Annotated in this window: 15 protein-coding genes; all 15 read left to right on the top strand. The window is 64.1% G+C overall.

The annotated features are described in order from the left end of the window. Positions 1 to 215, top strand: a 215-nt coding sequence (locus FN835_RS20190) for a lytic transglycosylase domain-containing protein (protein ID WP_142665040.1), incomplete at its 5' end; no start/stop codon positions are given. Between the two features lie 15 nt (positions 216 to 230). Further along, positions 231 to 557 carry a TrbC/VirB2 family protein gene (locus tag FN835_RS20185; protein ID WP_142665039.1) on the top strand — a complete coding sequence of 109 codons (327 nt, stop codon included), beginning with the start codon at positions 231 to 233 and terminating at the stop codon, positions 555 to 557. A 3-nt stretch (positions 558 to 560) separates the two neighbouring features. After that, positions 561 to 848: a VirB3 family type IV secretion system protein gene (locus FN835_RS20180; RefSeq protein WP_142665038.1), complete on the top strand. Its 288-nt coding sequence runs from the start codon at positions 561 to 563 to the stop codon at positions 846 to 848. Beyond that, positions 841 to 3,195: a VirB4 family type IV secretion/conjugal transfer ATPase gene (locus tag FN835_RS20175; RefSeq protein ID WP_142665037.1), complete on the top strand. Its 2,355-nt coding sequence runs from the start codon at positions 841 to 843 to the stop codon at positions 3,193 to 3,195. Before FN835_RS20180 ends, FN835_RS20175 begins: the two co-directional genes overlap by 8 nt. After that, complete coding sequence (locus FN835_RS21395) at positions 3,188 to 3,340, top strand: hypothetical protein (protein ID WP_185958780.1); 153 nt, start codon at positions 3,188 to 3,190, stop codon at positions 3,338 to 3,340. The genes FN835_RS20175 and FN835_RS21395 overlap by 8 nt, the downstream gene beginning before the upstream one ends. Before the next feature lie 10 nt (positions 3,341 to 3,350). Then, positions 3,351 to 4,463: a lytic transglycosylase domain-containing protein gene (locus FN835_RS20170; protein ID WP_185958779.1), complete on the top strand. Its 1,113-nt coding sequence runs from the start codon at positions 3,351 to 3,353 to the stop codon at positions 4,461 to 4,463. A gap of 35 nt (positions 4,464 to 4,498) precedes the next feature. Beyond that, positions 4,499 to 5,257, top strand: coding sequence for a type IV secretion system protein (locus tag FN835_RS20165; RefSeq protein WP_185958778.1), 759 nt, complete (start codon positions 4,499 to 4,501; stop codon positions 5,255 to 5,257). Between the two features lie 2 nt (positions 5,258 to 5,259). Further along, entirely contained in the window at positions 5,260 to 5,748 is a 489-nt protein-coding gene (locus FN835_RS20160) for a hypothetical protein (RefSeq protein ID WP_142665034.1), read from the top strand. After that, entirely contained in the window at positions 5,748 to 6,794 is a 1,047-nt protein-coding gene (locus tag FN835_RS20155; RefSeq protein ID WP_142665033.1) for a TrbL/VirB6 family protein, read from the top strand. Before FN835_RS20160 ends, FN835_RS20155 begins: the two co-directional genes overlap by 1 nt. A 33-nt stretch (positions 6,795 to 6,827) precedes the next feature. Beyond that, positions 6,828 to 7,505: a VirB8 family type IV secretion system protein gene (locus FN835_RS20150; protein ID WP_142665032.1), complete on the top strand. Its 678-nt coding sequence runs from the start codon at positions 6,828 to 6,830 to the stop codon at positions 7,503 to 7,505. Continuing rightward, positions 7,498 to 8,208: a TrbG/VirB9 family P-type conjugative transfer protein gene (locus tag FN835_RS20145; protein ID WP_185958777.1), complete on the top strand. Its 711-nt coding sequence runs from the start codon at positions 7,498 to 7,500 to the stop codon at positions 8,206 to 8,208. Before FN835_RS20150 ends, FN835_RS20145 begins: the two co-directional genes overlap by 8 nt. A 10-nt stretch (positions 8,209 to 8,218) precedes the next feature. After that, positions 8,219 to 9,511, top strand: a complete 1,293-nt coding sequence (locus FN835_RS20140) for a TrbI/VirB10 family protein (RefSeq protein WP_185958776.1) — start codon at positions 8,219 to 8,221, stop codon at positions 9,509 to 9,511. Next, positions 9,511 to 10,518 carry an ATPase, T2SS/T4P/T4SS family gene (locus FN835_RS20135; protein WP_142665029.1) on the top strand — a complete coding sequence of 336 codons (1,008 nt, stop codon included), beginning with the start codon at positions 9,511 to 9,513 and terminating at the stop codon, positions 10,516 to 10,518. The genes FN835_RS20140 and FN835_RS20135 overlap by 1 nt, the downstream gene beginning before the upstream one ends. Then, positions 10,515 to 10,673 (top strand): hypothetical protein, encoded by a 159-nt coding sequence (locus tag FN835_RS21390; RefSeq protein ID WP_185958775.1) that lies wholly within the window; start codon positions 10,515 to 10,517, stop codon positions 10,671 to 10,673. Before FN835_RS20135 ends, FN835_RS21390 begins: the two co-directional genes overlap by 4 nt. Before the next feature lie 16 nt (positions 10,674 to 10,689). Continuing rightward, positions 10,690 to 12,332, top strand: a 1,643-nt coding sequence (locus tag FN835_RS20130; protein WP_185958774.1) for a type IV secretory system conjugative DNA transfer family protein, incomplete at its 3' end; no start/stop codon positions are given.

Here is a 12,332-nt window from a genome sequence, read left to right as displayed (position 1 = left end):
ATCCGCGCGATCCGATGCAGAACCTTGATGGCGGCGCCCGCTATCTGCTGGCACAGCTCCAAGCGTTCCGCAGCCCGATGCTGGCCCTGGCGGCCTATAATGCCGGGCCCGCAGCCGTGAAGCGCTATGGCGGTGTACCGCCCTATCGCGAGACCCGCGACTATGTCGTGAAGGTGCTTTCCGAACATGACCGTCTGCTCCTGACGAAACCGTAGAGGATTCTCTTTTCCATGACCTTTGCATGTGATGCGCGACGCCGGTCGTTTGCGCTGCCGATCGCGCTTGGCCTTTTGCTCGCCTCAGGCCTCGCCTCAAGCGCTCTGGCCCAGGCCAATCAGGGCATCGATTTCACGAAGGCCAATACGCTCGGCAACAACTGGACCACCTGGATCATGGGCAATCCGGTGACGTGGTTCTTCACCACGGCTTTCGTCATCGTCGGCATCATGGCGGCGTTGAACCGCGCGCCCTGGGCCTGGCTGCTCTACATCATCATCGGCGCCATCATTGCTATGCCGGTTTCGACCGTCGTCAGCAATCTCAACAGCTTCCTCTAGAGCATGGAGCGCACCCCCGTCATCTTGGGCCTCACGCGGCAGGCCCGGCTCTGGGGCCTGCCCCTGCCCTATACGCTGGCAGTGGCCTCCGTCACCGTGCTGCCCTTCATGTGGACCTCGCAGAACCTGATCCTGTCGCTCAGCTTTCTCGGATTGGGTCCGGTCTGGTACGGGCTGGCGCGCCTCGCCACCGCGGCCAATCCCAATGGCGCGCAGGTGCTGCGGGTGATCTTGCAAAAAACCCCGCCTGCCTTGAACCGGACCCGCAAACGGGGGCGGCGCTATGTTTGATCGCGCCTCCCCCCGCCCTGGTGACGCGGCCCGCGCGGTGCTGCCGAAAGATCCCGCGCTCTTCACCCATCTGCCTTACCTCATTGAACATGATGACGAGGTCGTGCGCACCCGCCAGAATGGACTGATGATGTCGCTGGAGATTGCCGGGATCGACGGCATGACCGCCGCGCCGCAGGACATCACCGATCTGCGCCGCGCCGTCGCCACCCTGATCGACGGTTTGGATGAACGCTTTACGTTCTACATCCACCGTCTGCACCGCCCGGCCGCGCTGGGATTGAAGCCGGTGCATGGCGACAGCTTCGCGGCCGATCTGGACCGCCGCTGGCGCCAGCATCTTGGCGGTCAGAACCTGCATGATGTCGTGCTGGTGCTGACCGTGGTCTGCGCGCTGCCCACCCCACTCAAGGTGCCGCTCTTGCGCCGGGCCGCCGCGCGGATCTTCGAGGCCGATACCGAGACCCGGCTGCAGGATCTGCGCGAGCTGATCGCCATTATCGAAACCGGCCTGCCAAACGTCACGACCAGACGGCTGCGGATCAGCGACGGCAGCCTGATCGGTTTTTATAGCGCCATCGGCACCGGCATTCTCGCGCCGGCCTGGCGCGGCGAGATGACCCTGATCGCCGAAGATGCCGCATCTTCCGCCGCCACCTTTTTTCCCGACCGCATCCTGTTCGACGAAGGATCCGGCAAGCCACGCCACGCCGCGGTGCTGGCGATCCGCCGTTACAGTCAGGAGACCTGGCCCGGCATGCTGGACGCGCTCGACACCTCCATCGACACCTTGGTCACGCACTCCTTTACCCCCATCGCCTCGGAAAAGATCGCGGACCGGGTGCGGCTGCGGGTGAACCAGATGCGCGCCGCCGATGATCTGGCCACAACCATCCAGCAGCAGTTGATCGAGACCGCCGATGCCGTCGAAAGCGGCGGCAAAAGTGTCGGCAATCACCAGCTGACCATCACCGTCTTTGCCGACAGCCCAGCGGCACTTGATGCGCAGGTCTCGAAGGTCAAGGGCATGGCTGAACGCGCACGGATCAAACTGACGCGCTGCTCCCACAGCCTCGAGGCCAGCTATTTCGCGACGCATCCCGGCAATATGGATTATGAATGCTGGGGCATGGCGGTGGCGACCACCACCTTCGCCGATATGGCCTCGCTGCATGTCTGCGATGCCGGCACACAGGCGCAGGATCTCTACTGGCGCACGCCGGTGACGGTGTTTCAGAGTGCGACCGGGGCACCGCATCGCTTCAGCTTTCAGGTGCCGGGATCGGCCGCGAAAGAACCACCCCTGGGCCATACCCTGGTGCTGGGTCCCTCCGATTCCGGCAAGACCACCACCGTGGCCTTTCTGGCGGCGCAGGCGCAGCGCGTGCGGCCGCGCATTATCATCTTTGACAAGGATCTGGGCCTCAGAAGCCTCGTTGCGGCGCTGGGGGGCGATTATGCCCAGATCCGCGCCGGGCAGGCCACCGGGCTGAACCCGCTTCTGACCGAGACCGGCCCGCGCGGCGAGGCCTGGCTGATGGACTGGCTCTCGGCGCTTCTCGAACGTCGGGGCCCGCTCTCGCCCATCCAAAGCGCCGCGCTGAAGGCCGCCATTCGTCGGGTCAGCGCGGCGCCGGAGGCCCTGCGCAGCTTTGAGCATTTCGAGACGCTGGTCGGTGATGTTCAGGACGGCCGCGAGCTGGCGATGCGCGTCGCCGAATGGGGCCCCGGGGGCCGGTACAACTGGGTGTTTGGCGCGGCCAAACATCCGGTGGTGGATTTCCGGCGCAGCGATGTCGTCGGGCTCGACATGACCGAGATCCTGGAGCACGCCACCGAACGCACCGCGATCCTCAGCTATATCTTCCGCCGACTTGAGCTGATGTTCGAGGAACGTGTGCCGACGCTGCTGATCGTCGATGAGGCGCATGCCGCACTGGACGATGATTTCTTCGCCACGCGGATGCCAAAATGGGCCGTCACCGCGCGCAAGCTGAACGTCACGTTGATCCTGATGACGCAATTCCCAAGCCAGATCGAAAAGAGCAAAGCCCGCACAATCCTCGAGGGTCTGCCGCACCGGCTGATCTTTCCCAACAGTCAGGCCATCGAGGCGCATTACGCCAATCTGCACCTGACCGAAAACCAGCTCGGCTTTGTGCTGGAAGGTCAGTTCGGTCCGCGGCGCGCGCTCTGGAATGGACCCACCGGATCGACGCTGCTCGATGTCGACCTCTCGCCGCTCGGCCCGCTCCTGACCGCGCTCAGCGGCGGTAAAGCCGCGCTTCAGGCCTTTGGCGAGGGTTTCGAGACCAGGCCCAATTTCTGGAGGACTGCCGATGTCTAAAGCGATTTTTCTTGGGACAATCCTGCTGCTGATGGCAGGCTGCGCCAGCGACGCGGCCAGCCGAAAAACCAATTGTTGGACCACGATGACGCTGGCCGAGATGCCCGCAGGTGAGTGCGTGTTTCATGATGTCGCAGCGCGTTAGGGCGGCGGTCATGGCACTGGCACTTCTCGCATCTCCGCTGGCAGCCGCAGCACAGGGCGTGCCCTCGGTCGATCTGAAACAGATCGCCGGGTGGCTCCTGCAACGCCAGCAGGCGCTGGCCACGCGCGCCGCCGAGCAGCAGGAAAATGCCCGCCGCGCCACGATCCTTGAACGTCAACAAGATCAGCTGGCGGCACTGGACCGGACGCTGGATCTGTTGACCGGGACCAGCGCCTTCATTCCCGGTCTCGAACGCGGCAGCGCAGGCGGGGCGGGCGGCATTGATGCCGCAGACGCGGTCTATGCCCTTGACGATGACAACCCCTATGCCGCGCGGCTCTTCGGTGATGCACCCGAGACCATCGAACAGATGATTGCCGAGACCGTTGTCCGCTATGGCAATCACCCGGCGCTGGCACAGGCCGGTATCAATGCCGTCGAATTCCGCTGCTGGTTTCAGGGGCTGGTCAAACAGGAATCCAATTTCAGCATCGGCGCCAAAAGCCCGGTCGCGGCTTTCGGGCTGACGCAGATCATGCCGGAGACGGCCAAGGAACTCGGCGTCTATCCGGCCTATTACGACGATCCCCGCGTCCAGCTCGATGGCGGTGCGCGATATCTGCTGCAGCAACTGGCCCGCTTCGGTTCGATGGATCTGGCGCTTGCCGCTTATAATGCCGGACCCGGCGCGGTGCAAAAACATGGCGGCATCCCGCCTTACACGGAGACAAAAAACTATGTCTCGCGCATCCGGGCCTATTATCAGCGCTATGCCGGACGGGTCTCGGGGGCCGCAGATCTCGGCACATTGGATCCTAAGGACATGGTCATCGCCGAAAGCAGCAATGTCGCCGATGCCGGCATGCACTATGCCCGCCATTCCATGCAGTCCATGCAGGCTGCCGCCACGCGGTTGCGCAGCATCGTGGCACAGATCGGGACCACGGCCTCGGTTAAGGAGGCGATGGATCTCAATTCCTATGCCCGGGCCGAGGTGGCACGCATGGCCGCACTCCTGACCCGGCTGCAGGCGACCGGGCGCAGGGTCTCGGCCGCGCGCTATGCGCTGCTGCTGCAGGCCTATGCCGAAGACGACAGGTATTTGCAGGTGAGGTTCGACTGATGCGAATGTTTCCCCCCGCCCGACAGGGTCTGGCCATGCTGGCGGTGGTCTTGATGCCCACGCTCGCCGCGGCCCAGGGCGTGCCGACCATTGATGTGACCAGCATCGCCCGGTTGCAACAGATGCTGACAGAGGCGAGGGCGCAGCTGAAGGAACAGGTGGCGCAGAACCTGAAGCTCGACGATCAGACCCTGAAGCTGATCGAGCAGATCCGGCTTCTGGAACGCCAATACGCCGCGCTCTCGGACGGGCTTTCGCTCGCCGATCTGGGCTTCGACAAGGACAGCTTTCTGCGCGAGATCCTGCCCGGCTTTGCCGATCTCACCGCCTCACTCGATGCGGCGAAATCCGGCAATTGGGCCACGGTGCTCTCCGGTGGCGCCGGTCTGGGCAGCGGCACGGTCGCGGGCCATGTCGACAAGGCCTTTGCCGCGGCCGGGCTCGACCGGACCCGGGTCGATCAACTGGCAAGGAGCGAAGACGGTCAGGCGGCGCGCATCGGCACCGCGGCCAATGTCAACGCCTTCCTGTCGGTGGCGGCCGAGGCCTCCTCCGAGGACGCGCAGGAAAGCCTGACCCGGATCGACGGGTTGGTACAGAAGATCGCGACGACCCAGAACCTCAAACAGGCCATCGATCTCAACACCCGCGTCACCGCCGAGCTGGGCATTGCGCTGGCGAATGTCTGGGCCATGCAAGCGGTGCAGACCGTGGGCATGGGCGAGGCCGGCATCATGGATGCCGCCACCGCCGCCGAGGAAGAGAAATACCTGTCGATCAGGCTGGAGGAGTGAGTATGGCCCCGCGGATTTACATCGCAGGCGCGTTGGCGTCGCTGGCTTTGGCCGCTGTCGTTGCCGCCTCGGCTTCGCAAGCGCAGGATCTGGAATTCACGCCAGAACAGCAGACTGACGATCAGGAGTACCTTCGCGTTCTGCCGCGGGCAGACGGCACCCACGCAGCGCGGGCAAAGACCGAAAACGTGCCCTACCGCCGCTGTGACAAGGATCCGTTTGTAGCATCGAAGGCCTATCGCGCGTCGTCAGCCGATGCCTACGCCTCGCGGATGATCTACGACTATGTCCGTAGCCGACGAGTGCTCAATCTCAGGGATTGTACCTGTCATGGCAAAGTCGCGCCGTTCTCCGAAGTGACCGCCATCATTGCAGATATCGAAGCGGAACACGGTTCTGGCTGGAACCGCCATAATGTCGCCCGTGAGTATGGGAAACTCGGATTACAGTTGTTCACCCAAGCTGAGGCGATGTGCGGAGGTGATTTCTGATGGGTCTCGTCACCGATATCCTTGGGTCATTGGACGAAAGCGTCAAATCGACCGGTCAGGCTCTCTTCGAAAATACAGCCAGCGCCCTCGGCCCGATCTGGGTCATCATGCTGACGTTTCTCTTGCTGGTGATCGGCATGAATATGGCCATGGGCATCTATCGCATGTCGGCGAGAGAGTCTGTGGCCATCGCCACCCGGATTTTCCTTGTCTTTCTCTTCGGTTTCTCCTGGCACAACTTCGGCACCTTTTATGACGCGCTGACCCAGGCCAGCGGCAATCTGGCACTGAGCTTCTTCGATGCCGCCTCGTCTCAGTCAGGTGGTATCAACACTGCCATGGATAACCTCAGTCTGAACATGGGTGACGCCACCGACGGAGTAATGAAGAGCATGGGCTCAATTGCCCGCGGCGTGCTTGGCGCCTTCTTCTACGTCATTCTCGCGTTGCTGATGGCGGCCTATATCCTCATCGTCGGCTTCGCCAAGATCATGATCGCCTTCCTGCTCGGCGTGGCGCCTCTGGCGATGATCTTCACCATCTTCGAACGCACCAAGCCGCTGTTCGAGGCTTGGCTGTCGTCCTTTGTCTCTTATCTGATGTACCCGATCGCGGCCTCTGCCGTGGTGGCATCCGTGGTTCACATGGCCGGTGCCCAGTTTCAGCGTCAGACCGACGTCCAGAATATTGCCGGCATCCTGGGGTTTCTCGTCGTCGTCTTCGTGGGCATCTATGCCCTGCTGAAGATCCCGGAAGCAGCGCAGAACATCACCGGCCAGATGCGGCTGGCCTCGATTGTCCCCGAGGCGCTGCGCCTGACTGGATCCACAGCCGGTCGTCTGGGCTCCGGCGTGCAGGGTGGCATTGCGCGCGGCGCGAGCGCTCTCGGGGCCGGCAGTGCCGGCGCGGCGCTCGCCTATCCGGCGCAGGCCGCCAAGGGGCTGATCGGCGACAGCCAGCGCGGCACCCATCAACGCTCGGCCCGCGAGGCAGGCCAGCTGCTGCGCGCCAAACTCAACGCCGTCACCGCCTTTCGGGGCAAATAGCGGCACCAGAACACCCCCTATCCGGAGATCTTCATGACAGACGCATTGTCTGACGGGCAGAGCCATCTTGCGCAGCAGCTCTTCCTCGAGCCGACGCGGCGCGAGAAACTGGCCTGGCTCGTGGCCGCAGGCGGGGTGGCCTGCGGCATCCTCGGCCTCGGCACCGTGCTGGCGCTCCTGCCGCTGAAACAGACCCAGGCCTATCTGACCATCGTCGATCGCGACACCGGCCTGGCCGCCCGCGCAGTCGAGGTCGAACGCGCCACCATGGAACATGCCGATGCCGTGCGTCAAAGCCTGCTTTACGCTTATGTGCTGGCGCGCGAGACCTATGATCCGAATGACAATGAAGCCCGCATGCTGCGCGCCTTCCGACAGTCGCAGGGCGATGCGCAGGCCTCGTTGCAACGCCTTTGGGATGGCAAGAACCCGAATTTTCCGCCGACGCTTTATGGTGATACCGGCCGGGTCAAGGTCGAGGTGCTACAGGTCACCCCGGTCAATGACACGACGGCACAGGTGCGTTTCGTTAAAACCCTGAGCCAGCCGAACCAGCCCGACCGGCTCGGGAATTTCACCGCCACCGTGACCTATCAGTTCTTGCCGACGCAGGAGACGGCGCTGGAACTGGTCTGGCAGAACCCGTTCGGCTTTGTCGTCACCGGCTACCGAGTCAGCGCCGATGCCCTGGAGGCCCAGCAGGATGATTAGAGCCCTTCTTGCCGCAGGTACATGCGCGCTGGTCGCCGGCCTGCCCCTGTCAGCCCTGGCCGAGATCCGGCCCAAACCCGGCGCCCGCGACAGTCGCATCACCGCCGCTCAATATAGCGAGGGTCAGGTCTATCACGTCTCGACCCGGCTTCTGAACAGCACGCTGATCGAGCTCGATCCTGGCGAAAAGATCTTCAATGTCGCGGCGGGCGACAGCGAGAGCTTCCAGATCTCCGAGATGGAAAACCCCAACGTCTTCACCATCAAGCCGCAGGTCGCAGGCGCGGAAACCAATCTGATCGTCGAGACCAGCAAGCGGTTCTATCTGCTGCGCGTGACCGAGGGACAGGGCACGCCGAACTGGCTGGTGCGGATCAATGGCGGCGGCGGCAGCAAAGCCGGTCGCAGCGCGCCTGCGGTCCGCGAACTGCCCGGCACACCGCCGAAGAAGATGCGCTATGCCGTTGCGCAGGGCAGCGCCGGGGCCGGGTTTGCCCCGGTCGGCGTGTCGGATGACGGCAGAAAAACCTATCTCCAGATCCCGCCCGATGCGCCGATGCCCGCGGTGTTCCGCGCCGATGCCAAAGGCCGGGAGACCTCTGTCAACAGCAGCACCAAGGGCAATGTGATCGTCGTCTCCGGCCGCTCTGAACGCTGGGTGCTGCGCCATGGCGACGATTACGTCTGCATCACCGGGCGCTGAGGGGGGAAACATGTCCGAGACACAGGATGACAAGGTCCGGCAACGTCTGGCCCGGTTGAAGCAACCCGAGCAACCGTCGCGCCGGCTGCACTCCTATATCGTGCCAGTGGCCACGCTGGTGCTGGGTCTGGCCTTAGGCATTTATGTGATGCTGCCCCGCGACAAGACCCCGCCCGCCACGACGGGGTTGCCAACCTCGACCGTAACCGAATTCCAGCAGGAGCCGGGTCTGGCAGCGTTTACAACCACGCGGGCCGAACCCGCGCCGGCCGCCGCCCCGGACGCGGCCCCGGCCCCCGATCCGAAGCTCGCGGAACTGACCGCGCGGCTCGCGGCGATGGAGCGCGACCATCAGGCGGCGCAGGCGCAGCTACAAGAGGAACGCGACGCTGCGCGGCGCGAAGCCGGGGAGAAGGATACCGCATTGGCCGAGGCCGCAGAGGAACAGCGGCGGCTGGAGACGGAGTTGCTCAATGCCGCCCAGCTGGATCTGCCCGATCCGGCCGCTGCCGAGGAAGAGGCCCGCCGGCTGGCCGATCTGGAGGCCCGGCGGCAAGAGGCGGCTGATCTGCGCCAGCGCCGCATCACCTCGCCCATCGTCGCCTTCAGCGCGGGCGGTGGCGGGCCGAATTCGGACGCGGCAGCTAACGGCGAGGCCGACACCGCATCTGCACCGGACTTCCTGCGTGCCGGAGCCGCGCGGGCCGGGATCACCCGCGCTGAAATCCTCGCCAACCCCGGCCAGACCATCGTGCAGGGCACCATGATCGAAGCGGTGTTGGAAACGGCAGTGGATTCCAGCCTGCCCGGCAATGTTGCCGCGACCGTCAGTCAGGATGTCTGGTCGATGGATATGAGCCAGGTGCTGATCCCGCGCGGTGCCAAGCTCTATGGCCGCTATGCCGCCGAGATCGAACCGGGCCAGCGCCGGGTGATGATCGCCTGGGACCGGATCCTGCGCGCCGACGGTATGACCGTGGCACTGGAGGGTTACGGCACCGACCCGGTCGGCCGCGCGGGTCTCAGCGGCCGCGTGAATAATCACACGCTGAGCCGCTTTGGCGCCGCCGCCATGGTCTCGGTCATCGGCGCTCTGCCCGCGGTCCTTGAAGCCGCCGCCAGCGGCGATGAGGACGGGGATGACAAGGACGATCCGGGGCAGCTCTATGCCGGGATCGGACAAAGCGCTTCGGGTGCGCTCGGCAATACCATGGCCGGGATCATCAACCGCAGTCCCACGATCACCATCCCGCAAGGTCAGGTCGTCGTCGTGCGCGTCAACAGGGATATGGAGATCTTCTGATGGGCGACGGCTTTCTCGCGCATTATCTGCGTCCGCTTCGGCCGCTGATCGAGGATCCGGCTGCGATCGAGATCGCGATCAATGCCGATGGCCGGGTCTGGATCGAACGCAGCGGTGCCAGCCATATGGTCGCGGTAGCAACAATGCAGCTGCGCCCGCATGAGGTCAGTGATCTTGCGGCGCAGATTGCCAATGAGGTGCGCCAGCCCTTGACCGAACAGATGCCCATGGTCTCGGCCACCATCGCCTCGGGCCCGGTCACCTTGCGCGCGCAAGTCCTCATTCCCCCGGCGGTGGCGCAAGGTGCAGTCATTGCCCTGCGGCTGTTTCGCGCGCGCGGCACGGATGATGCGCCGCGCCGCTTCGGCTTTCTGCGCCCGCCGGAGCGATCCTCCGAGGCGGAACGGCAGGCGCGGGTTGCGAAGATCCGGCAGCTGCTCGGGCGAAACGACGATCCCGACGCCTTCCTGCGCGCCGCCATCGACATGCATCTCAATATCCTCGTCTCGGGCGGCACCTCGACCGGCAAGACCGAGCTGGCGCGCCGCCTGCAATGGATGATTTCCGAACGCGAGCGTCTGGTGCTGATCGAGGATGCGCCGGAGCTGATGCCCGCGCAGCCAAACCATGTCAGCCTGATCGCCACCCGCGACGATACCGCCGCGCGCTCGGCTGAGAGGCTGCTGCAGGCCACATTGCGGCTGCGACCTGACCGCATCATCCTGGGCGAACTGCGCGGCCGCGAGGCGGTGACCTATCTTTCGGCCATCAATAGCGGCCATGGCGGCTCCTTCACCACGCTCCATGCCGAGACCGCCCGCAAGGCGCTGGACAAGCTTGCGCTCCTTGTCTTGCAAACGGGTACCCAACTGAGTTTTGCCGAAGTGCTGCGCTATCTGCGCGGCTCCATTGATGTCGTCATTCAGGCCGGACGCGTCGGTGCCGAACGCGGCATTCTGGAGGTCTGGTTTCCGGGGCTCGAGATCAACGAGGAGGAGCCTGCATGACCAGCCGGGAATTTGCCGAAGACCATCCGTCGCTGTCCGAGGCTGAAGCGGAACGCCTTGTGCTCGCCCATGGCCATGACCCCGCAGAGGCCCGCGACGATCTTGGCGCCGCGTTCACCACCACAGCCGATCTGCTCGGCTGGCTCGGCTATTGACCGGAGGGATGGGGTCATGCCGCGTTTGCTGATCGTCCTGCCCCTTGCCCTGATCGCCGGGGCGCTGCTTGGCCTGATGGCCGGCGGCTTCTGGTTCAGCCTCCGGACCGGCGGCGATGTGCTGACCGGCGATATGTTCGTGCTGCTGCGCCGCTATCCCGGCTGGCAGGCGATTTTCGACGCGCCTTACGCAACCAGCTACAGTTTCGGCCTCTGGGGCGCGCTGCTGTTGGCGGGATTTACCCTGATCCTGTCTTTCGGCCAGAAGCTGACGCAATATGGTCAGGCGCATTTCCAGAGTAAGGCCGAGATCCGCCGCAACGGCCTGCTGCAACCGATCGGTCAGGGGCTGGTCTTTGGCAAAATGGGCCCACCCAAATCGCGCAAATCGCTGATCGCCGCGGATTACGACAAATTCCCGCATTGTCTGGTCGTGGCGCCGACCCGCGCCGGCAAGGGCGTCGGCTATGCCATCCCGAACCTGTTGCTGTTTCCCGGCTCGATGGTGGTGCTGGATGTAAAAGGGGAACTCTTCGAGGCCACCTCGCGCCATCGCCAGTCCCAGGGCGATGAGATCTTCTATTTCTCGCCCTTCGATTTTGACCATCCCTCGCATCGTTATAACCCGCTCGAGCGCGTGGCGCGCATTCCGCATGGCGATGCCTGCTATACTGAACTGGCCAAGATCGCCGATTATTTCCTGACCGTGTCGGACAAGGGCAGCGCCGGGGATTTCCTGACCGAGGGCCGCGATCTCTTCATTGCCGCCGGGCTTCTGGCCATCGAACGCGGCAAGCCCACCATCGGTGAGATCTGCCGCATCCTTTTCGGTCAGGGCGCGACCCAGACCGCCTATGGTGCCCATGCCGATGAGGTCAGGCATCCCAGTGCCGCGCAGACCTTCCGCAAATTCGCCGGCTATTCCGACCGGACACTGTCCTCACATGCCTCGGTGCTGAGCGGTGCCGGGCTGTCGCTCTGGAACAACCCGGCGATCGATCGCGCCACCAGTGGCAATGATTTTTCCTTTGCCGATCTGCGCCGCAAGCCGATGGCGGTTTATCTGGTGGTCAATTCCGATGCCATCACCACCCTTGCCCCGCTGATCCGGTTGTTCTTTGGTGAGCTCATCGCCACCCTGCGCGCCAGCATGCCCGATCCCCTGCGTGAGCCCTGGCCGGTCAAGATCATGCTCGACGAATTCGACCAGCTGGGGCCGATGCCGATCATCGTGCAATCGCTCAAGCAGCTGGCGGGCCATGGCGGGCGCGTCTCGATCATCACCCAGTCGATCCCCGGACTGGAATCCACCCCCTATACCGAGAACGAACGGCTGGGCATCGAATCCGCCGCCGGGATCAAGCTTTACCTCGCCCCGAACGAGAAGAAGACCGCCGGTGAGGTCTCCGAGAGCCTCGGCAAGACCACGAAACTCTCGGTCAGCGACAGCCTGTCGCGCGACGGGTCGGGCTTTCTGCGCCGCTCGATCTCGCGGCGCAACGAAGAACGCCCGCTGATGACGCCGGATGAGCTGAAGAAACTCGACCGCAACAAGGTCATCCTGATCCCCGAGCGCCAGCACCCGATCATGGTCAACCGTATCGTCTATTACGAGGATCCGTATTTCCGGGGGCTGATGGCGGCGCAGAAAGGCCCCCT

The sequence above is a fragment of the Paracoccus laeviglucosivorans genome (assembly GCF_900182695.1).
In the GTDB taxonomy this organism is placed as follows: domain Bacteria; phylum Pseudomonadota; class Alphaproteobacteria; order Rhodobacterales; family Rhodobacteraceae; genus Paracoccus; species Paracoccus laeviglucosivorans.
Note: the sequence above shows the minus strand (reverse complement) of the source record. Positions and strands in the feature narration are given on the sequence as shown.

Coding starts and splice junctions, on each gene's coding strand:
- FN835_RS20145 (WP_185958777.1), top strand. CDS start 7,498: ATGATTAGAGCCCTTCTTGCCGCAGGTACATGCGCGCTGGTCGCCGGC.
- FN835_RS20140 (WP_185958776.1), top strand. CDS start 8,219: ATGTCCGAGACACAGGATGACAAGGTCCGGCAACGTCTGGCCCGGTTG.
- FN835_RS20165 (WP_185958778.1), top strand. CDS start 4,499: ATGCTGGCGGTGGTCTTGATGCCCACGCTCGCCGCGGCCCAGGGCGTG.
- FN835_RS20135 (WP_142665029.1), top strand. CDS start 9,511: ATGGGCGACGGCTTTCTCGCGCATTATCTGCGTCCGCTTCGGCCGCTG.
- FN835_RS20155 (WP_142665033.1), top strand. CDS start 5,748: ATGGGTCTCGTCACCGATATCCTTGGGTCATTGGACGAAAGCGTCAAA.
- FN835_RS20175 (WP_142665037.1), top strand. CDS start 841: ATGTTTGATCGCGCCTCCCCCCGCCCTGGTGACGCGGCCCGCGCGGTG.
- FN835_RS20160 (WP_142665034.1), top strand. CDS start 5,260: ATGGCCCCGCGGATTTACATCGCAGGCGCGTTGGCGTCGCTGGCTTTG.
- FN835_RS20150 (WP_142665032.1), top strand. CDS start 6,828: ATGACAGACGCATTGTCTGACGGGCAGAGCCATCTTGCGCAGCAGCTC.
- FN835_RS20180 (WP_142665038.1), top strand. CDS start 561: ATGGAGCGCACCCCCGTCATCTTGGGCCTCACGCGGCAGGCCCGGCTC.
- FN835_RS20170 (WP_185958779.1), top strand. CDS start 3,351: ATGGCACTGGCACTTCTCGCATCTCCGCTGGCAGCCGCAGCACAGGGC.
- FN835_RS21390 (WP_185958775.1), top strand. CDS start 10,515: ATGACCAGCCGGGAATTTGCCGAAGACCATCCGTCGCTGTCCGAGGCT.
- FN835_RS21395 (WP_185958780.1), top strand. CDS start 3,188: ATGTCTAAAGCGATTTTTCTTGGGACAATCCTGCTGCTGATGGCAGGC.
- FN835_RS20185 (WP_142665039.1), top strand. CDS start 231: ATGACCTTTGCATGTGATGCGCGACGCCGGTCGTTTGCGCTGCCGATC.